The 20168-nt window shown below is 68.3% G+C and carries 19 protein-coding genes and 2 tRNA genes; 12 read left to right on the forward strand and 9 right to left on the reverse strand.

All coding sequences use genetic code 11. The annotated features are described in order from the left end of the window. Window positions 1-152: 152 nt before the first annotated feature. Window positions 153-2210: a YgcG family protein gene (locus tag JVH1_RS31265; RefSeq protein WP_009473926.1), complete on the reverse strand. Its 2058-nt coding sequence runs from the start codon at window positions 2208-2210 to the stop codon at window positions 153-155. 69 nt (window positions 2211-2279) lie between these two features. On the opposite strand from JVH1_RS31265, the gene JVH1_RS31270 reads away from it, so the two are divergent. The 4 genes from JVH1_RS31270 to dnaG all read left to right on the forward strand — a co-directional run bounded on the left by JVH1_RS31270 (window position 2280) and on the right by dnaG (window position 7554). After that, a complete protein-coding gene (locus JVH1_RS31270) occupies window positions 2280-2972 on the forward strand; it encodes a YdcF family protein (RefSeq protein ID WP_009473925.1) in 693 nt (230 codons plus the stop codon). A gap of 7 nt (window positions 2973-2979) precedes the next feature. Beyond that, the gene (locus tag JVH1_RS31275; RefSeq protein ID WP_009473924.1) at window positions 2980-4278 is read left to right on the forward strand and encodes a deoxyguanosinetriphosphate triphosphohydrolase; all 1299 of its coding nucleotides are present in this window, start codon (window positions 2980-2982) and stop codon (window positions 4276-4278) included. Between the two features lie 87 nt (window positions 4279-4365). Then, entirely contained in the window at window positions 4366-5571 is a 1206-nt protein-coding gene (locus JVH1_RS31280) for a lipase family protein (RefSeq protein ID WP_043778323.1), read from the forward strand. Window positions 5572-5619: 48 nt separating this feature from the next. After that, window positions 5620-7554 carry a DNA primase gene (dnaG, locus tag JVH1_RS31285; RefSeq protein ID WP_009473922.1) on the forward strand — a complete coding sequence of 645 codons (1935 nt, stop codon included), beginning with the start codon at window positions 5620-5622 and terminating at the stop codon, window positions 7552-7554. A 15-nt stretch (window positions 7555-7569) separates the two neighbouring features. Here dnaG and JVH1_RS31290 read toward each other — a convergent pair whose 3' ends face one another. Then, window positions 7570-7818 carry a hypothetical protein gene (locus tag JVH1_RS31290; protein ID WP_005570860.1) on the reverse strand — a complete coding sequence of 83 codons (249 nt, stop codon included), beginning with the start codon at window positions 7816-7818 and terminating at the stop codon, window positions 7570-7572. Window positions 7819-7956: 138 nt separating this feature from the next. Here JVH1_RS31290 and JVH1_RS31295 point away from each other — a divergent pair. After that, a tRNA-Asn gene (locus JVH1_RS31295) sits at window positions 7957-8029 on the forward strand. A gap of 125 nt (window positions 8030-8154) precedes the next feature. Next, window positions 8155-9324 carry an AI-2E family transporter gene (locus tag JVH1_RS31300; protein ID WP_009473921.1) on the forward strand — a complete coding sequence of 390 codons (1170 nt, stop codon included), beginning with the start codon at window positions 8155-8157 and terminating at the stop codon, window positions 9322-9324. Here JVH1_RS31300 and JVH1_RS31305 read toward each other — a convergent pair. After that, window positions 9265-9495, reverse strand: coding sequence for a DUF6480 family protein (locus JVH1_RS31305; protein WP_043778322.1), 231 nt, complete (start codon window positions 9493-9495; stop codon window positions 9265-9267). The genes JVH1_RS31300 and JVH1_RS31305 overlap by 60 nt on opposite strands. Before the next feature lie 217 nt (window positions 9496-9712). Between JVH1_RS31305 and JVH1_RS31310 the strand changes: the two genes are divergently transcribed. After that, window positions 9713-9786 (forward strand) — tRNA-Ile (locus tag JVH1_RS31310). A gap of 94 nt (window positions 9787-9880) precedes the next feature. Then, complete coding sequence (locus JVH1_RS31315; RefSeq protein WP_009473920.1) at window positions 9881-10363, forward strand: adenosine-specific kinase; 483 nt, start codon at window positions 9881-9883, stop codon at window positions 10361-10363. Between the two features lie 16 nt (window positions 10364-10379). On the opposite strand, the gene JVH1_RS31320 is transcribed toward JVH1_RS31315, so the two are convergent. Then, on the reverse strand, window positions 10380-11213 hold the full coding sequence (locus JVH1_RS31320; protein ID WP_009473919.1) for an MBL fold metallo-hydrolase: 834 nt from the start codon (window positions 11211-11213) through the stop codon (window positions 10380-10382). A 66-nt stretch (window positions 11214-11279) separates the two neighbouring features. Here JVH1_RS31320 and JVH1_RS31325 point away from each other — a divergent pair, with 66 nt between their 5' ends. From JVH1_RS31325 to JVH1_RS31340, 4 genes are all read left to right on the forward strand, one after another. After that, window positions 11280-11798 carry a DinB family protein gene (locus tag JVH1_RS31325; RefSeq protein ID WP_009473918.1) on the forward strand — a complete coding sequence of 173 codons (519 nt, stop codon included), beginning with the start codon at window positions 11280-11282 and terminating at the stop codon, window positions 11796-11798. A gap of 110 nt (window positions 11799-11908) precedes the next feature. Continuing rightward, window positions 11909-13036 carry an NDMA-dependent alcohol dehydrogenase gene (locus tag JVH1_RS31330; protein WP_009473917.1) on the forward strand — a complete coding sequence of 376 codons (1128 nt, stop codon included), beginning with the start codon at window positions 11909-11911 and terminating at the stop codon, window positions 13034-13036. A gap of 45 nt (window positions 13037-13081) precedes the next feature. After that, window positions 13082-13900: a serine hydrolase gene (locus JVH1_RS31335; protein WP_009473916.1), complete on the forward strand. Its 819-nt coding sequence runs from the start codon at window positions 13082-13084 to the stop codon at window positions 13898-13900. A gap of 125 nt (window positions 13901-14025) precedes the next feature. Beyond that, a complete protein-coding gene (locus JVH1_RS31340; RefSeq protein ID WP_005247843.1) occupies window positions 14026-14535 on the forward strand; it encodes a DUF3145 domain-containing protein in 510 nt (169 codons plus the stop codon). 72 nt (window positions 14536-14607) lie between these two features. On the opposite strand, the gene JVH1_RS31345 is transcribed toward JVH1_RS31340, so the two are convergent. The 5 genes from JVH1_RS31345 to JVH1_RS31365 all read right to left on the reverse strand — a co-directional run bounded on the left by JVH1_RS31345 (window position 14608) and on the right by JVH1_RS31365 (window position 20129). Further along, entirely contained in the window at window positions 14608-16041 is a 1434-nt protein-coding gene (locus JVH1_RS31345) for an acyl-CoA carboxylase subunit beta (RefSeq protein ID WP_009473915.1), read from the reverse strand. 94 nt (window positions 16042-16135) lie between these two features. Beyond that, the gene (locus tag JVH1_RS31350; RefSeq protein ID WP_005247840.1) at window positions 16136-17386 is read right to left on the reverse strand and encodes a KasA/KasB family beta-ketoacyl-ACP synthase; all 1251 of its coding nucleotides are present in this window, start codon (window positions 17384-17386) and stop codon (window positions 16136-16138) included. An 8-nt stretch (window positions 17387-17394) separates the two neighbouring features. Beyond that, on the reverse strand, window positions 17395-17706 hold the full coding sequence (gene acpM / locus JVH1_RS31355; RefSeq protein ID WP_005247839.1) for a meromycolate extension acyl carrier protein AcpM: 312 nt from the start codon (window positions 17704-17706) through the stop codon (window positions 17395-17397). 106 nt (window positions 17707-17812) lie between these two features. After that, a complete protein-coding gene (locus JVH1_RS31360; protein ID WP_009473914.1) occupies window positions 17813-18730 on the reverse strand; it encodes an ACP S-malonyltransferase in 918 nt (305 codons plus the stop codon). A 127-nt stretch (window positions 18731-18857) separates the two neighbouring features. After that, window positions 18858-20129 carry a CdaR family transcriptional regulator gene (locus tag JVH1_RS31365; RefSeq protein ID WP_005261202.1) on the reverse strand — a complete coding sequence of 424 codons (1272 nt, stop codon included), beginning with the start codon at window positions 20127-20129 and terminating at the stop codon, window positions 18858-18860. Between the last annotated feature and the right edge of the window lie 39 nt (window positions 20130-20168).

Genomic DNA, 20168 nt, shown 5'->3' on the forward strand with positions numbered 1-20168 from the left:
CCCACCTGCCGCGTCGTCCTCCCGGCTGCGATAGGCCTCAGCCGACAGCGGGATCGCGTCGTCCTCGGCCGGGTCCCCGCTCTCGCAGCCCGACAGGACGCCGCAGGCGGTGGCCGCGACGCAAGCGAATGCGACGAAGACTCGGGAGGACGTCAGAATCGGCCGCCCCCACTGATCCGGCCGGAGCTGCTCGGGCCGCCGAAGGACCGCGGGCCGCTGCTGCGGCCACCGCCGGAGCCGCGGCTTCCCCAGTTGCTGCCGCCGCTGAATCCGCCGCGCAGGATGCTGTCGATCAGGATGCCGCCGAGGATCGCGCCGGTGGCGTTCCCGCCACCGCTTCCGGGCCCTGGGCGCTGGCGGGACTCCCAGCGGCTCACGTCGTTCTGCGCCAGGCGCAGTGCGTCGGCCGCCAGGGCGGCCGCGGCCTGGGCGTGCTGAAGCGCGCGGGAGGCGTCGGTGCCGCGGAGTTGCTGCGCGCCCGCCAGGTGCCGCTGCGCCTCCGTGAGGCGGGTCCGGGCGTCCGCTCCCACCGCGCCGCGTCGGGTACCGATGAAGTCCGACGCCGCCGTGACCTGCGACTGCGCGGCCACGATGTCCTGCTCGAGACGCTGCTGCGCGCGCTCGGCCTGCTGCCGGGATTCCTGCGCCTCGGCGAGGACGGCGTCGAGTTCCGCGTCTGCCTTGACGATCTGGGTGAAGCTGCCGAGCGGGTCGGTGTCCGCGGCGGCCCGCGCAGCCGCCAGCGCTGCCTCGGCCGCGGCGCGGGCCCGCGCGAGCCGGTCCCCACCCTGCTCGGTGAACTGGGCGGCGGCCGCGATCCCGGCCTCCACGTCGGTGATCGCGGCCGGCAGCGTCGCGATGGCGTGCCGGATGTCTTCCGCGGCGTGGTCGACGGCGTCGAGCAGCGTCCGGGCCTGTTCGAGGGCGCCCTCGGCTCCGCGGATCGCCGACACCGCCGGCCCCTGTTTTCCGGGCGGCAGGGCGATCGCGTCCCGTCCGTCGGCCACGGCCCGTTCCGCGAACGCGAGCCGCTCCTCCGCCATCGTCACGTTGTGGGCGACGGAAGCGAGTGCGGCGGCCGGGAATTCGGTCTGCAGGGTGGCGAGCGTCTGCGTGGATTCGGGGATGCGCACGGTGAGCGCGACCATGTCCCGAGTGAGCGCGTCGAGTCGGTCGGGGGCGTTGATCAGCAGGTCCCGGAGTCCGTCGAACTCCTGGACCCGCTCATTGAGTTCGCGGTCGGCGCGCCCGCACGAGGTGATGATGTCGATGAGCATCTCCCGTTGCTGCTGCGGGGTCTCGGGGATCGCGTCGTCGAGTCGCTGACGGACGGTGAACGCGGCCGCGAGCGTCGCCTTCGCCGTGTCGAACGCCGCCGTGAACGATGCTGTGGCCTGCTCGCCGAATTCGCCGCGGGCCAGGTCGAGTTCCTCCTGACTCGTACGCAGCGCGTCGTCGGTCTCGACGAGCACCTCCTTGGCGCGCTCGTCCAGCGTCGGCAGCGGGAGCGCCGTCAGAGCGGCGGTGTCCTCGGGGCTGATGCTGCGCGCCGCCTCGACGCCGGCCCGGGTGCGGTCGTGCTTCTTCTTCCGCGAATACAGCACCACGCCACCCGCACCCACGACGACCACACAGCCGCCGATCAGCAGTGTGCGCACCGACATTCCTTCGCCCGGAGTCATCGCGTCGCCCAGGCCGCCTGCTGCGGCGATCGCGCCTCCGGCCCAATCCTCCTCGCGCAGGGCGGGTTCCACCGCATCCACCCGGATCGACTCGGCCTCGTCGCTGGTGATCTCCGACAGTCCGTCCGGCGCGATGAGGGCGTACTCGCGGTCGACCGTCGCGACCGCGAGCAGGGCGTCGCGGTCGCCGAGCGAGGACGCCTGCGCCGTCTGATCCGCCCACGGACCGGCGCCGAGCCCGTTGAAGTCGGGCACGTACACCACCCACAACCGCACCTTGTGCTCGTCGTACAGCTGGTCGATCGCGGCCTGGACGTCGCTCTGCTGGTCGGCGTCGAGCACACCGACGGTGTCCGTGATCTGGCCGGGAAGACGGAACGGTGCGTCCGCCGAGGCGATCGCGGGAGAGAACAGGATCGCCACGAGAGTCAGGAGTGCGGAGACGGCGCCGACGGCGGCCAACCGCCGAGCACGGGGCTGTCGGGGGCGGGACGACGGCGTCTGCTCGAGGCGCGGTGCGAGTGGCATGGCAGCAAATCTATCGGGTGTGGCGAGTCGTCATCGGGACAGTTCGGCGACAGCTGGCAGAATCAGGGAGTGAATTCTGCACCGAGCCGTGAACGCCACGACCTCCCGCGCCGTCCTGCGCGCCTGGGGTTCGCCGGCACGCTGGCCCGGTGGACCCGCCGGATCATCGCCGGCGTGGTCCTCCTCGCCGCCGCGCTGGTGCTCGGCACCGCGGTCCGGGTGTGGCAGGTCGCGCGGATCGACGACACGTCCGCCGCCGACGCGATCGTCGTGCTCGGCGCCGCCCAGTACTCGGGAACCCCGTCGTCGGTGTTCGAGGCCCGGCTCGAGCAGGCGTACAAGCTGTACGAGCGCGGGGTGGCCCCCGAGGTCATCACGGTCGGCGGCAAACAGGAGGGCGACGAGTACACCGAGGCGGCGTCCGGCAAGAACTATCTGATCTCGCGCGGCGTCCCCGCCGACAGCATCACCGCGGTCGAGGAGGGGTCCGACACCCTGCTCAGCATCGAGGCCGTCAGTGAGGCGATGGGGGCGCAGGGCATCGATTCGGCGGTCCTGGTCAGCGACCCCTGGCATTCGCTGCGGACGCGGACGATGGCACGCGACGCCGGACTCGACGCCTGGACGGCGCCCACCCGGCAGGGGCCGGCCGTGTTCACCCGCGAATCCCAGTTGCACGGAATCGCCCGGGAGACAGGGGCGTTGATCTGGTACCAGCTCACCCACTTCTCGGCCGACTTCCCCTACACGGCGGGACAGTAGACATTCGATGACAGCACACACGACACCCCTCGGCGACGTGTACTCCGCGCACGACGTCGCCCGGCGGGTCCGCGAGGCACCGAAACGGGCGGGAATCCCGGGCAGCCAGATCGCGGCCGCGCAGCACCGATCCGTCTTCTCCCGCGACCGCGCCCGCGTCCAGCACTCGGCCGCGCTCCGCAGACTCGCCGACAAGACCCAGGTGGTGGGTCCCCGGGACGGTGACACTCCGCGGACACGGTTGACGCACTCGATCGAGGTGGCGCAGATCGGTCGCGGGATCGCCGACGGTCTCGGCTGCGATCCCGATCTGGTGGACCTCGCCGGCCTCGCGCACGACATCGGTCACCCGCCGTACGGCCACAACGGGGAGAAGGCCCTCGACGAGGTCGCGGAAAGCTGCGGTGGGTTCGAGGGCAACGCCCAGAATCTGCGTATCCTCACGAGCCTCGAACCGAAGGTGCTCTACCCCGACGGAAGCAGTGCCGGGCTCAACCTGACCCGCGCGTCGCTGGACGCGGCGATCAAGTACCCGTGGACCCGGCCGCGCCCCGGCGCGAAGTTCGGGGCCTACGACGACGACGCCGACGTGCTCGCGTGGATCCGCGAGGGTGCCCCCGACGGCCACCAGTGCCTCGAGGCGCAGGTCATGGATTGGGCCGACGACGTCGCCTACTCCGTGCACGACGTCGAGGACGGCGTGATCGACGGGCGCATCGATCTGCGGTCACTGGCCGATCCGGTGGATCAGCGGGCGCTCGCCGAGTTCGGTGCGTCGGAGTTCCCGGGGCTCGACGTGGAGGAACTGATCGAGGCCGCGACGCGGTTGAGTCTTCTGCCCGTCGTCGTCGAGGTGGGCAGCTATGACGGCACGCTCACCAGTTCGGTCGCCCTGAAGAACCTCACCAGCGAACTGGTCGGCCGGTTCGCGACCGCCGCGATCATCGGGACCCGCGATGTCCACGGCGACAAGCCGGTCGCCCGGTACGACGCCGACCTGGTGGTCCCGCCGGTGGTGGCGGCGGAGGTGGCGCTGCTCAAGACGTTCGCACTGAACTACGTGATGTCGGATGCCGGCCACCGGGCGCGGCAGGCACGCCAGCGCGACCGCGTGCACCGCGTCGCCGAATGGCTGCTCGCGACCGCACCCGCCGGTCTCGACCCCATCCTGGTTCCCGCCTGGAACGCCGCGGCCGACGATCCCGCACGGGTCCGGGTCGTCGTCGACCAGATCGCCTCCTACACCGAGAGCCGTCTCGAACGCGTCGACAAGTCGAGTCTCGGAGCCCAGGCGAGCTGGGGCTGACAAAGTCGGAAGCCGGACCCATCCTGCCGCCGCGGTGCTACGAATACGTCTAGAGACAGCTCGCACCCCAATGGTCAGGGAGACCGGATGAAGTCTGCAGTGCGCAAGATCATCGGTTCGACGTCCGCAGCGCTGGCGGTGGCGGTCGGTGCCGCCCTACTGGCCCCACCCGCGGCCCAGGCCGCGCCGGCGTACCCGTTCGCGGACCCCGACCCGTTCTACGGTGCGCCCGTCGACGTCGGGGCACGCGCCGACGGTGACGTGCTGGCGAGCCGACCGGTCGCCGCCACCGGATACCCCACCGCCGACGCCTGGCAGGTGAAGTACAAGTCGACCAACTCCGCCGGAGCGCCCATCGCCGCCATCACCACGGTGCTGGTACCCCGCGGCACTCCCGCGAACCGGCCGCTCGTGTCCTACCAGCCGTTCGTCAACGCGCTCGGGCTCGAGTGCGCGCCGTCCCATCAGCTGTTCACCGGCGGAATCCAGGAGGGGCCCGCCCTCAACGCCCTGCTCGCGCGCGGCTGGGCCGTGGCCGTGCCCGACCACCTCGGACCGACCAGCGCGTACGGAGCCGCGAAACTCGGCGGCCGGCTCGTCCTCGACGGCGTCCGCGCCGCGCAGCGGCTCCCGGAAGCGGGACTCGGTGGCAGTCCGGTCGGGCTGGCCGGCTATTCGGGCGGCGCCATGGCGACCAACTGGGCTGCGGCGCTCGCACCCACCTACGCCCCGGAACTGAACATCGTGGGCGCCGCCCAGGGCGGCACACCGGTCAACATCGGTGAACTGGCCGACCGGCTGGGCAGCACCCGCTCGCAGGCGTTCGGCCTGGGATTCGCGGCCGCCATCGGTCTCGAGCGTGAATACCCGACGCGCTCGCCGCTGGGGGACGGCCTCAACGGCGACGGACTCGCCCTGCGGGCGCAGATGAGCAACCTGTGCACGGATTCGATCCTCGGCGCCGGTGCGGGGAAGTCGCTACCCGACCTGACCAACGGTCCCGGCATCCTCGCCGATCCGTCCGGCCGCTCGGTGATGGACGAGAACAGCGTCGAACTGTATCCGGGAGTCCCGAGGACGCCGATGTTCGTCTGGCACGGCAGCGCGGACCCCCTCGTCGCCATCGGGCCGGTGCAGAACACCGTCGCCCGGTACTGCTCACAGGGTGTGCCGGTGCAGTTCGACGTGATCCCGGGCGCCGACCACGGCACCGCCACCATGCTCGGTGCCGGTCCCGCATTCGGCTATCTCGGCGACCGATTCGCCGGGATTCCCGCCCCGTCGAACTGCTGACCCCGAGGCGGAAGTTCGGGCTGCGGCGGAGCGCCTAGACTGTCGTTCGTGGCTGGCAGAATCCCTGATCGTGACGTTGCGGCCATTCGCGAGCGCACACGGATCGAGGACATCGTGGGGGAGTACGTCTCCCTCAAGCGCGCGGGCGGCGACTCCATGAAGGGGCTGTGCCCGTTCCACGACGAGAAGTCGCCGTCGTTCCACGTGCGGCCCAACCACGGGCACTACCACTGCTTCGGGTGCGGCGAGGGCGGCGACGTCTACTCCTTCCTCCAGAAGATCGACCACATCAGTTTCGTCGAGGCCGTCGAGCAGCTCGCCGACCGGTTGAACTACACCATCTCGTACGAGGGCGGCGGCACCTCGGTGCAACGCGACCGCGGCACCCGCTCCCGGCTGGTCGCGGCCAACGCCGCCGCGCAGGAGTTCTACTCGGCGCGTCTGCAGGAACCCGATGCACAGGCGGCCCGCGACTATCTGACGGAACGGAACTTCGACGCGCAGGCCGCGCAGCAGTTCGGGTGCGGGTATGCACCCGACGGCTGGGACATCCTCACGAAGCACCTGCTGGGCAAGGGTTTCGACGTCAAGGAGCTCGAGGCTGCGGGCCTGTCGAAAGCCGGGCGCCGCGGTCACATCGACCGCTTCCACCGGCGCCTGCTCTGGCCCATCCGGAACCTGTCCGGCGACGTCATCGGGTTCGGCGCCCGCAAGTTGTTCGACGACGACACCATGCCCGGCAAGTACGTCAACACGCCGGAAACCATGCTGTACAAGAAGTCTCAGGTGCTGTTCGGGCTCGACCTCGCGAAGCGCGACATCGCCAAGGGGCATCAGGCCGTGGTGGTCGAGGGATACACCGACGTCATGGCGATGCACCTGGCCGGGGTCAAGACCGCCGTCGCCGCCTGCGGCACCGCGTTCGGTGAGGACCACCTCGCGATGCTGCGGCGACTGCTGATGGACGACAGCTACTTTCGCGGCGAGATCATCTACACGTTCGACGGGGACGCCGCCGGCCAGGCCGCGGCGATGAAGGCGTTCGAGGGTGACCAGAAGATGGCCGGGCAGACGTTCGTCGCCGTGGCACCCGAGGGCATGGACCCGTGCGAGTTGCGGCAGAAGTCGGGTGACGCCGCCGTCCGCGACCTGGTGGCGCGTCGCACACCGATGTTCGAGTTCGTGGTCAAGTCGATCCTCACCGAGCACGACCTCGAGACCGCCGAGGGCCGGGTCGAGGCGCTGCGGCGCACCGTGCCGGTGGTCGCGCAGATCAAGGAAGCGACGCTGCGTGACAGTTACGCCGTCCAGTTGTCCGGCTGGGTGGGCTGGGACGACATCGCCGCCGTCCGGCAGCGGGTGCGGGACGAGGCACGCAAGCGGGCGTCCACCCGCGGGTCGCTGCCTGCGCCGCCCAAGAAGAAGGCCGCCCGGGACGAGGACCAGGACACACCGCAGTTGCCGGTCGGGCTCACCAGGCCGCGGCCGAACGATCCGACGCTGTGGGCGCAGCGCGAGGCACTGAAGGGTGCGTTGCAGTACCCGGCGATCGCGGGCACCGTATTCGACTCGTTGCCGGTGGAGACGTTCACGCATCCGACGTACGTCGTGATCCGTGAGTCGATGATCGCGTCCGGCGGCACCAGTGCGGGACTCGGCGGCGGCGAGTGGGTCGACGCGGTCAGCCGCGGTGTCGACGACGTCACCGCGGCGTCGCTCGTGTCGGAACTCGCCGTCGAGCCGTTGCCCGCCGAAGAGGACACCGTGCCGCGATACATCTCCGGCGTGATCGCACGCCTGCAGGAGGTGTGGGTGGGGGAGCAGGTGGCGGAACTGAAGTCCAAGCTGCAGCGTATTTCACCGGCCACGGCGTCGGACGAGTTCCATTCGCTGCTCGGCGACCTCGTCGCCCTGGAGCAGTACCGCCGCAGCCTGCTCGATCAGGCGATCGGCGACACCAACCGGGACGGGATGGCCGGCTGAACCGGCCACCGCCGGCTACTTCTTCTTGAGCTGATCCTGAGGAACCAGGATGGTCGTTTCCTCGTCGAGCGGTTTCATGGGCTCGAGCTTCGGCTGAGTGTTCAGGGAGTCGGACAGCTTCTGACGCGACATCTGCAGCACCTTCTTCGTGGCCGGGCTGGTGGCCACGGCCTTGGTGGCCCGGCTGATCTGTTCGTAGCGCGCACGTCCTGCTCGCGTACCCAGCACGTACCCCGCAGCGATACCGATCAACAACCGCATCATTCCCGCTTCCTCCCGACACACAACGACCTGCACCCATCCTGCCTGATGCGTCGACAGGCAGGCGATTTGGTACTGGGGTGGGGCTATGCGCTACAGTTTCTCTCGCATCGCCGGGAACGGCGAAGCACAGCAGAATAATCCCCTGTAGCTCAATTGGCAGAGCTTCCGACTGTTAATCGGACGGTTGCTGGTTCGAGTCCAGCCGGGGGAGCATCGAAACCCCGTCCGGTTGATCCGGGCGGGGTTTTCTGCTGCGCCCGGTCAATTCGGACAGGTGCACCGTCCGGGGCGAGTACATTCCCGCTGTATCGGCAGCAATCGATCGCGGGGTGTGCGATGAGCGAGGACGGCCGCGAAATCGGGCGGACAGGGTCGATCGGGCGCTTCGGCACGGGCGACGCCCCGCGGTGGCTTCTGCCCTCGATCCTCTACGTCCTGCTGGCCGTCGCCGCCTACCAGTTGTCGGGTTGGCTGTTCGTCAACCTGCGGAGCTTTCTGGGTTTGCTGTTCCTCGCGTGGTTGTTCAGTATCACCATCGAACCGGTCGTCGACTGGCTCGAGCGCCGGGGGTTGCGGCGCGGCGCCGCCACCGGACTCGTGCTGTTCGCGCTGTTCGTCTTCGCCATCGGATTCCTGGCACTCTTCGGGACACTGCTCGCGCAGCAACTCGCCCAGCTCCTCAAGGCCCTGCCGGATGCGCTGTCCTCGGTCACCGACTGGTCCAATCGCGTGTTCGACACCGACTTCGCGACGGGCGAGGATCTGATCCACCTCACACCCGAGACCATCCGAGACCTCGCCGAGCGGTTCACGCCGGGAGTTCTGGGTGTGTTGTCGTCGCTGCTCGGTGTCGTGTTCCAGATGCTGACGCTGCTGCTGTTCGTGTTCTACATGTCCGCGCAGGGGCCTGCCCTTCGCCGCACGATCTCGAGCTGGTTTCCGGCGCGGCAACAGGGGGTCATCTCGGTGGTGTGGGAGATCTCGGTCGAGAAGGCCGGCGGATACGTGGTGTCGCGGCTGATCCTCGCTGCGGTGAGTTCGGTCGCCACGGGCATCTTCCTCGTGGCGATCGGAGTGCCCTACTGGTTGCCGCTGGCGCTGTGGACCGGCATCGTCTCGCAGTTCGTCCCCACCCTGGGCACCTACCTCGCGATCGCCCTCCCCGCGATCATCGCGGCGGCGTCCCAGCCGATGGACGGTGTGTGGGTGATCGTGTTCGGGACCGTCTACCAGCAGATCGAGAACTACGTGCTGCACCCGCGCATCACGTCCGCGACGGTCTCGATCCACCCCGCGGTCGCGTTCGGATCGGTGATCGTGGGCGCCTCGCTGTTCGGTCCGGTCGGCGCCCTGGTGTCGGTGCCGGTGGTCGCCGCGATCCAGGCCCTCGTCGAAACGTACGGGCGACGGTACGAACTCGTCGCAGACGCATCGGCGCCGGTCACCTCAGTCGAACAACGCAAACACGCGGGCGACGAAGAAGGCCGCGACCGCGAGGACGAGTAGACCCACCACGATGAACGCGAGGATCGGCACCGTCCGGCCCGGCATCGGCTGCGGATGCGACAACCCCGAGGTCTGGCCGGCATCCGGTGGCGTGTCACCCGGCCGAACGCCCCCTCCGTCGTCGAGCGCCGGTGCATCGTCCGGTTCCGGTCCTGGTCGTTCGACGCTCATCCTGTGCTCCCTCTCGTGATCCTCCGCACTGCGGATCACACCCGCGTACCCCGGAAGACGCGTTCGCACACACGGCGGCGGGGCAGTGCCCACGTCCGGACACGATCCGGTTCGCCGACCACGAAAAGTCCTGTCAGGGCGGGCTTCGTCCCGGCTACGCGCCCACGGGGGGCGCACGGTAACATCGGCACGCCGCGATCTTGAGTAGTGCGGCGATGGGGCGGTAGCTCAGTCGGTTAGAGCCGTGGACTCATAATCCATTGGTCGCGGGTTCGAGCCCCGCCCGCCCCACCGTTTTCCGCGGATGCCCCAAGTCGAACGCCCGCTCCGTCGTTGTTCTCCGTGCCGGAGCGGGGCAGACTGAAAGGCATCCGAGGAGGCCATCGTGGAGCTGCAGATCGTGGCGATCGACAAACCCGACGACATGAACGTGATCGTCGGACAGTCCCACTTCATCAAGACCGTCGAGGACGTGCACGAGGCCCTGGTCGGAGTGGGCCCGCATCTCCGGTTCGGTGTCGCGTTCTGCGAGGCCTCGGGTCCTCGCCTCGTGCGCTGCTCCGGCAACGACGACCGTCTCGTCGAGTTGGCCACCCGTAACGCCGTCGCGGTCGGCGCGGGACACTCGTTCTTCGTGTTCCTGGAGGACGGCTACCCGGTGAACGTCCTGAACACGCTGAAGCAGGTGCCGGAGGTGTGTGGCATCTTCTGCGCCACCGCCAACCCCCTCGAAATCATCGTGGCCGAGACGGAACTCGGCCGGGGCATCGCCGGCGTGATCGACGGCCGCCCACCCGCCGGTGTCGAGACCGATGCCGACGTCGCCGACCGCAAGGCGTTGCTCCGGACGATCGGTTACAAGCTCTGAGCGAGCGGAGCCCGGACTAGGCCAGCGGATCGACGCGTTCCCAGGCAACCGGGAGTTGCACGTCGACCCCCTCGGCCAGGCCCCTCTCGGTGAGAAACCGCAGGGACCGCCGGAAGTTGTCGGCGAAGCGGGGGAGCGGCGTCAGCGGCCGGTCGAGCGGTTTCCAGAAATTGTCCCGGTGGATCGGGATCACGCGGCGTGCGCCGGTCCGGGTCACGAGTGCGTCCCAGTAGTCGCGGCGGAACCGGTCGGACTGCTTGCCGAGTGTGCCGATGCCGAGATAGACGGTGTCGGCGTCGTATCCGTCGAGCGCGCCGGGAACGAAGTTCGCACTGGCGTGGACGAGGACGCGGCCGTCGGGGTGCGCGAAGTGGAACGAGAAGCAGTCGCCCTGCGCGTATTCGCCGATCGATGCCGGCGGGTGTACCGCGTGTTCGATCGTGCCCGGGAACTTCGCCCGGGGGCTGTGCTCGGCGGGCAGCGCCGTCACCTCGAATGCGCCGTACCTCACGGGAGTTCGCACCTGGATCGTCCGGAACCGGTCCATCGCGAACCCGTAGCCCTCGGCGATGTGACGCGTCGACGGCGAACCGACGAGTTCCGCACCGGTGCGCTCCGCAACCGTCGGGGAGTCCATCGCGTGGTCGTAGTGCGAGTGCGCGACGAGGACGGCGGCGAGGCGGTCGGTTCGAGTTCGGGCGAGGGCCCGGTCGACGGCGGCACCGTCGGGGCGCAGCGGCCGGAGGACCGAGCGCAGGAGCGGCGGCCTGGAGAAGAACCCGTCCGTCATCAGCGACGTCTCGCCGTCGGACAACAGGATCGTGGAAACACCGAGAAAGGTGGCGTGCATGCTAGCGACCGTACCGGTGGGCGGCATTCGCACGGCGGGATCTGTGGCCGTTCTACGATGACCGCCATGGCGATCACTCCCGACACGAAGAACTGGACCTGGGTCCTCGACCGGGCGTGCCCCGACTGCGGGTTCGACTCGGCGGCAACACGGTACGAGGACATCCCGGCTCTCGTCCGGGCGAACGCGGAGGCCTGGTCGCCGGTCCTCGCCCGCCCCGACGTGACGGTCCGGCCGGACGAGCAGACGTGGTCGGCGCTCGAGTACGCCGCACACGTTCGCGACGTGTTCCGGATCTTCGACGTCCGGCTCCGGCTCGTGCTCGACGAGACGGATCCACTGTTCCCGAACTGGGATCAGGACGAGACCGCGGTCGCCGAACGCTACAACGAGCAGGATCCGGCCGTCGTCGACGCCGAGTTGCGCGCGGCAGGCGCTGCGGTGGCGGACGACTTCGAGGCCGTCGCGCCGGAATTCCGGGTGCGGACCGGGCGGCGGAGCGACGGCGCATCGTTCACGGTGGAGTCGCTGGCCAAGTACTTCGTCCACGATCCGATCCATCACCTCCACGACGTGTCGGGGTAACAGTTTCGGATTCCCGGACCCGATTCGGTAGAACGTGTTCCAATTCGGCCTGTTTGTGTCTATCGTCACATCAGCAGATGCGCAGACATGAATGAAGGGTTGGAAGACACATGAAGACCAAGGGTGCGATCCTGTGGGGCCTGAACGAGCCGTGGTCGGTCGAGGAGATCGAGATCGGCGATCCGGTTGCGGGCGAGGTGCAGATTCGCATGGAAGCCGCCGGAATGTGCCACTCCGACCACCACATCGTCACCGGTTCGATGCCGATGGCGTCCTTCCCGGTGATGGGCGGCCACGAAGGGTCCGGCGTCATCACCAAGCTGGGGCCGGAGGTGAAGGACCTCGAAGTCGGCGACCACGTCGTGCTCTCGTTCGTGCCCGCCTGCGGACGCTGTCCGGCGTGCTCGGCGGGACACCAGAATCTCTGTGACCTCGGAATGGGACTCCTGAGCGGGCTGGCGATCAGCGACGGCACCTTCCGCATCCACGCGCGCGGCGAGAACGTCATCCCGATGTGTCTGCTCGGGACGTTCTCGCCCTACATGGTCGTGCACGAGACGTCGGTCGTGAAGATCGACAAGGACATTCCGTTCGACGTCGCCGCCCTCGTCGGCTGCGGCGTACCCACCGGATGGGGTTCGGCGACGCGGATGGCGGAGGTGAAGCCGGGCGAATCCGTCGTCATCATGGGGATCGGCGGCGTCGGCATGAGCGCACTGCAGGGCGCGGTGGCGTCCGGGGCGCGTCAGATCTTCGCCATCGACCCGGTGCCGTGGAAGCGGGAACAGGCACTGAAGTTCGGGGCCACCCACGCGTTCGAGAGTGCCGCCGCCGCAATCGAGCCGATCATCGCGCTCACCAACGGTTTGATGGCGCAGAAGACGATCATCACGGTCGGGGAGATGCACGGCGAATACGTCGAGGAAGCCCTGTTGCTCACCAGCAAGTTCGGCACGTGCGTCGTCACGGCCATGGGCGCGATGACCGACATGGACGTCAAGCTGAACCTGTTCCTCTTCTCGATGCTGCAGAAGGACCTGAAAGGCACCATCTTCGGCGGCGGAAACGCCCGGGTCGAGATCCCGAACCTGCTGGCCATGTACAAGTCGGGGCAGCTGAACCTCGACGACATGATCACCCGCACCTACACCCTCGAAGGTGTCAACGACGGGTATCAGGACATGCTCGACGGCAAGAACATTCGCGGCGTCATCCGGTACACCGAAGCCGACTGGTGACGGCTCGCCGCTGCTGACCGCGGGTCGCTCTCGTAGGCTGACCGGGTGCAGAGTCTCGATCAGATTGCCCGATGGCCCGTGGACAACGCTGCGGCGGTGGTCCTGTCGTACGACGAAGGGGTGATCGGCGAGTACGGCGACCAGCAGCGCGTCTTCCCCCTGGCATCGGTGACCAAGCTGCTCTGCGCGTACGCGGTCCTGGTGGCCACCGAGGAGGGGGCCGTCGAACTCGACCAGCCCGCAGGCCCGGAGGGCTCGACCGTGCGTCACCTGCTGGCGCACGCGTCGGGTCTCGCGTTCGATGCGAACCGTGTGCAGACGGCACCGGAGCGCAAGCGGATCTACTCGAGCGCCGGCTACGAGGTGCTCGCCGACTTCCTCACCGCCGAGACGTCGATCGATTTCGCCGACTATGTCGCGGAATCCGTCTTCGCTCCACTGTCGATGGGCGCGTCCGCGCTCGTCGGGCCCGCCGGTCACGGAGCGCAGGCGTCGGCGGGCGATCTCGGCCGGTTCGCAGTAGAACTGTTCCGCCCGGCCCTCATTTCGCCTCAGACGTTCGCGGACGCCACCTCCGTGCAGTTTCCCGGGCTGGACGGAATCCTGCCCGGATACGGCTCACAGCGGCCCAACGACTGGGGTCTGGGATTCGAGATCCGTTCGGGCAAGAGCCCGCACTGGACGGGCACCGGCAACTCGCCGCGGACGTTCGGCCACTTCGGGCAGTCCGGCACCTTCCTGTGGGTCGATCCGGCCGCCGGACTGGCGTGCGTCGCATTGACGGACCGGGATTTCGGCGACTGGGCCAAGCCCCTGTGGGCCGAGCTGAGCGACGGTATCCTCTCGGAACGCAGAAGACGATGACACACCGATTGCTCGAATCACTGGCGCAACACAGGCATCACAAGGCACACTGATCAACCGAGCCCGCTGCACACACCGACTGAGGCCGTTGGGGAAGACGTCCCTCGTCGAAGCAGGAGGCTCGAGTGCGCGCATTGAATCAGTTCGCGGACGCGACGGCTGGTGTTGTCTACATCCACTCGTCGCCCGCCGCGTTGTGCCCCCATATCGAATGGGCGTTGACCGCGACCCTCGACTGCCGAGCCAACCTGAAATGGACCTCGCAGCCGGCCTCCAACGGCGTTCTGCGCGCGACCACCAGCTGGGTGGGGCCTGTCGGCACCGCCTCACGGCTGGTCAACGCGCTCCGCGCCTGGCCGATGCTGCGCTTCGAGGTCACCGAGGACGCCAGTGAGGGCGTGGACGGCGAACGGTACAGCCACGTGCCCGGTATGGGTCTGTGGCACGGGTCCACCAGCGCGAACGGCGATGTCGTCGTGGGTGAGATGCGGCTGCGGGCACTGATGCAAGCGGGCGGCGACATCGCGGCCGAACTGGACTACGCACTCGGAACCGCCTGGGACGAGGCTCTCGAGCCTTTCCGCAGCGGCGGCGAAGGCGCCGAGGTCACCTGGTTGCGCCGCGACGTCGGCTGACACCCCGCTCACGGACGCGAAAAGGCCCCCGCCACAACAACGGCGGGGGCCTTCTCTCGACCAGAGCTCAGATCACAGCGGGATGTTCTTGTGGTCGCCGCGGCTGGAGGGAGCGGCGGCGAGGGCGGCGGTGACGACACTGCGCGTCTTGGCGGGGTCGATCTCCTCGTCCACCACACCGATCGCGACGGCGCGGTCGACGCCACCGGCGATGCTCTCGTGTTCGACGGCCAGACGCTCGTGCAGGGCCTCACGCTCGTCTTCCGGCGCTGCGGCCAGGGCGCGCTTGTGCAGGATGCCGACGGCGGCCTTGGCGCCCATGACGGCGACCTCGGCATCGGGCCACGCGTAGACGGCGGTGGCGCCGAGCGCGCGGGAGTTCATGGCGATGTAGGCGCCGCCGTAGATCTTGCGGGTCACGACCGTCACGCGGGGAACCGTGGCTTCGGCGAACGCGTGAAGCAGCTTGGCGCCGCGACGCACGACGCCTTCCCATTCCATGCTCACACCGGGGAGGTAACCGGGTACGTCCACGACCACGACGAGCGGGATGCCGAATGCGTTGCACAACCGGACGAAACGAGCCGACTTCTCGGCGCTCTCCGAGTTCAGGCAACCACCCAGGCGGAGCGGGTTGTTGGCGATGACACCGACGGTGCGGCCGCCGAGGCGTCCGAGACCGGTGACGATGCTGCGGGCGTAATTGCCCTGCAGTTCCTCGAAACTCGACTCGCCCTCGACGTTGTCGAGCAGTTCGTGAACGATCGGACGGACGTCGTAGGCGCGTTTCGCCGACTCGGGCATGAGCGCGCGGAGATCGGTGTCGCCGTGCGCGGCCGCGGCCTGATCGAACTCGCCCTGCTCGCAGAACATCGACACCAGGCGGCGCGCCCGGTGCAGGGCGTCACCCTCGTCGTGGGCGGCGATGTGCGCGACACCCGACTTCTTCGTGTGCGTGTCGGGACCGCCGAGGGACACCATGTCGACCTGCTCACCGGTGACACTGCGGACCACGTCCGGTCCGGTGACGAAGACGCGGGCCTCGGGCGCCATGATGACGATGTCGGTCAGCGCGGGACCGTACGCCGCACCGCCGGCCGCGAAGCCGAGGACGACGGAAATCTGTGGGACGCGGCCGGACGCGCGGACCATGGCCTCGAAGACCAGTCCGACGGCGTGCAGGGCCTCGACGCCCTCGGCGAGACGCGCGCCACCCGAGTGCCAGAGACCCACGATCGGGGCGTCTTCCTCGAGGGCGGTGTCGATCGCCGTCACGATGTGCTTGCAGCCTTCGACACCCATGGCGCCGCCCATGACGGTGGCATCGGAGCAGTAGGCGATGGTGCGGACACCGTCGATGTTGCCGGACGCGGCCAGAACACCGGACTTGTCACGCGGATGCAGAGGGACGACCGTCCCGGCGTCGAACAGCTTCTCCAGGCGCGCAAGGGGATCGCGCGGATCGATCGACGCATCGGACTTAGTCGCGGGTGCCAAGATTGTCATCGCGTCCTCCTTGTGGCGGGCCCGGGTGGGCTGTCGATGGGTGGAGACCCCTTCAGAGAAGGGGTCTCCACCCGCGAGCTAGCAGGACCGGCTGTCAGGCCCGGCCGAAGGCGAGCGCGACATTGTGCCCACCGAAACCAAACGAGTTGTTGATCGCGAAATCGATCTCGCCGTAACGGGCTTCGCCCTTGACGACATCCAGGTCGATCTCTGGATCCTGATTCTCGAGATTCAGCGTGGGCGGAATGACTCCGTCACGCAGACTCAGGACCGTGAGCACCGCCTCGAGCGCACCGACGGCGCCGATCGAGTGCCCCAACGCGGACTTCGGTGCGTACACCGCAGCATGGTTGCCGACGGCAGCCTTGATGGCGTTCGCCTCTGCCGTGTCACCGATCGGCGTTGCCGTGGCGTGCGCGTTGATGTGCTGGATGTCCGTCTTCGTCAATCCAGCCGTCTCGATCGCCCTCGTCATGGCCCGCGCAGCGCCCGAACCCGAAGGATCGGGAGCGACGATGTGGAACCCGTCGGAGGTGATTCCCGCGCCCAGCAGACGGGCGTGGATGGTGGCACCGCGAGCCTTGGCGTGCTCCTCGGTTTCGAGGACCATCATCGCTCCGGCCTCACCGAACACGAAGCCGTCACGATCCTTGTCGAACGGCCGCGAAGCCGCCTTCGGATCGTCGTTGCGGGTGCTCAGCGCGCGCATCATCGCGAAACTCGCGATCGGCACGGCGTCGAGGTAACCCTCCACACCACCGGCGACGATGATGTCCGCGTCGCCCATCACCAGCATGCGGTACGCATGGGCGATGGCCTCGGAACCCGAGGAACAGGCCGACACGGGAGTGATCACTCCGGCGCGGGCCCCGAGCTCGAGTCCGACGGTGGCCGACGGACCGTTGGGCATCACCATCTGGACGGCGAACGGCGACACCTTGCGGTACCCACCGGCCTTCATCTTCTCGACGGCGTCGATCAGAGCTTCGCCGCCGCCCAGTCCGGTGCCGATCACGACGCCGAGGCGATCCTTGTCGACCTCCGGGCTGCCGGCGTTCTCCCAGACCTGACGGCCCAGGACGAGCGCCAGCCGCTCGACGAAGCTCATCCGGCGGATCTCCACCCGGGACAGCGACTCGTCGGGCGACACCTTGAGCTTGCCGCCGATCGTCACCGGAAGGTCGTTCTCCGTGACGAAGGCTTCCCGGATGGTGTCGATGCCGCTCTCGCCGGCCAACAGGCCCTTCCACGTGGCATCCACGTCACCAGCGATCGACGTCGTGGCCGCGAGGCTGGTGACGACGATGTTGGGGAACTGCTTCCCGTTGGTCGAGGCGGAAGTCACGGCTGAGCTCACTCCTCGTCGTTCTTGGCAGCTTCGAGCTTCGCCTTCACGGCCTCCGCGTCGGCGCCACCTTCTGCTTCGAGCTTCTGGATGTAGGACACGGCGTCACCGACGGTGCGCAGTCCGGCGAGATCCTCGTCGGGGATCTTCACGCCGTACTTGTCCTCGGTCTGGACGGCGATCTCAACCATGGAGAGGGAGTCGATGTCGAGGTCGTCGACGAAAGACTTTTCGATGGTCACCTCGGACGGCTCAATACCGGTGACCTCCTCGATGATCTCCGCGAGTCCGGCGATGATGTCTTCCTGGGTGGCGGCCACTGAGTGGCTCCCTTCTAATTCGGTGTAGATGTATCTGGAGTTGTGCAGGCACGTCCCCATCGGCCGCGCCTGCGGGCCCTGCACGCACCGAGGTGCGCGCAGCAAACTAGCCGAGTTCTGTCAGTTCGGCTAGCGCGGAGATATCCCCCGGGGTCTTGAGTGCCAGAGTCGGCGTGCCGCGCATTTCACGCTTGGCGATACCGACGAGGGTTCCGGCTGGTGGAAGTTCCGCGATCGCGGAGACCTGAGCGGTCCGCAGGCTTGCGGTACACAGGTCCCAACGCACAGGTCGGGTTACCTGCGCGGCCAGTTTAGTCAGTGCGTCGGCTCCGGATGCGACCGGTGCGCCGTCGGCGTTGGAGAGCAGAGTGCGGGTGGGTTCACCCGGTGTGATCTTGGACGCAGCCTCGGTGACGGCCTCCTGCGCGGGAGCCATGAACCGGGTGTGGAACGCGCCTGCGACGGGCAGGGCGCGAACCCGCGCCTTCTCCGGCGGGTTGGCCGCGAGTTCCTCGAGCGCCGACAGCAGACCTGCCGCGACGATCTGGCCCGCCGCATTGCGGTTGGCCGGTTCGAGGCCCAGTTCGTCGAGGCGGGCGAGCACCGCGGCCTCGTCGCCCCCGAGGACCGCGGACATGCCGGTCGGTTCGAGTGCGCAGGCCTTCGCCATCTCCGCGCCGCGGACGGCGGCGAGGGCGACGGCGTCGTCGGCGGAGAGGACTCCGGCGACCGCGGCTGCGGCGAGTTCACCGACCGAGTGCCCGGCCGCGATGGTGTCTGCGGGAACCAGGCCACGCGCGTCGAGTTCCTCGAAGGCGAGGAGTGCGGCGGCCACGACGAGGGGCTGAGTCACCGACGTGTCGGTGATCTCCTCCGCTGTCGCGGTGGTACCGAGGCGGACGAGGTCGAGGCCGGCAGCCTTCGACCACAGTGCGACACGGTCATGAGAACCCGGCAGCTCCAACCAAGGGATGAGCATGCCGGGAGTCTGAGAGCCCTGACCCGGGGCGAGCAACGAAATCACTCTTCAAGAGAACACCGTCAACGGCGTGCTGCGAGATGTCGTTGCGGATGAACCTTTGTCGGCGGATTTGTTGGGTTCCCACAAAATTGCACGTGGGGTCCTCGCATCGAATCTGGACAGACGTTCGTTACAGCCCTGCTTCTCCGAATGGGAAGGGTGTGACTGGTGTTAAACGTGATATGGGTTCGTTATGGGAATGTGTCAATCGACCCACTGTGGCAGCCACTCTGAGTACATACGCATCCCGCGGATTCGTCGGATCGCGACCGGTGACTTCGGCGATTCTCTTGAGTCGATACCGCACAGTATTTGGATGAACAAACAGCTGCCGGGCACAAGTCTCAACCGCACCTCCACAGTCGAGATATGCGTCCAAAGTGTCGGTGAGAACACCTCCGGCGGCCGCCAGCGGCGCGACCAGATGGTCGTTCAGAGCGGTGACCGCGGCGTTGTCCCCGAGCAGTGCGCGCTCGGGTAACAATTCGGCGGCGTGGACGGGCCGAGGCGCGCCCCGCCAGCCGGCGACCGCCTGCATCGCGGCGAGCGCCTCGACGGCACTGAAGTGCGCCGCACCCAGCGTCGGCGTGGTCGGGCCGATGATCACCGGCTCGTCCGAGAACTTGCCGAGCAGGTCGGTCATGAAACTCGAGTGCCCCGACCCCTCCTGAAGTTCGCCGCTGACGACCATCACGAGCCGAGAACCCTGCACCACGGCGAGGGCGGCGCGTCCGTGCTTCTGCGCGATGGTGTGGACCGTGCCGACGACGGAGACCCGTTCGTCCTCGGGGGGAGTGCCGACGATGACGGTGGCGGGGGCGGTGGCGTCCCAGTTAAGGGTCGCCGCCCGCGACAACATGTCCGAGCCCGTGTCACCACGGACCACGGCGTCGACCACGAGTGCCTCGAGCCGGGTGTCCCACGCACCGCGGGACTCCGCGGCACTCGCGTACACCGAGGCGGCCGCGAAACCCAGTTCGCGGCCGTAACGGAGGACGGCCTCGGTGAGGGCGATCAGCTGCTGGTCGTTGCGGGCGAGCGCCGGCAGCCACTGCTCGAAGAACTCCATCGCCACGCGGACCATGTCCACCGTCTGGCTGAGGGTGAGCCTGCGCGCGAGATCCTGCGGAATGACCTGGAACGCGTCCAGGCTGAACCGGATGTCGCTGTCCGGGTTCTTGAGCCACTCGAGGAAGTTCACGACCGCCGTCTGAACCAGCAACTGCACGTTGGAGCGTTGAGCGGCGTCGAGGTCGTCGAAGAACGGCAGTTGGTCCTGCATCGTCGTGACGGCCTCGGTCGAGAGGCGACCGGAGAACTGTTTGACGCGACGCAACAGCGCGTCGGGCAACGGATCCCGGGTTTGTCGTCTGCGGGAGACCAACGGACTCTGCTCGACCATAGTCAAGAACCTACGCCCACCGCCGCCCGTGTAGTCCGA

This window comes from Rhodococcus sp. JVH1, from assembly GCF_000280725.2.
GTDB classification, from domain to species: Bacteria; Actinomycetota; Actinomycetes; order Mycobacteriales; family Mycobacteriaceae; genus Rhodococcus_F; species Rhodococcus_F jostii_A.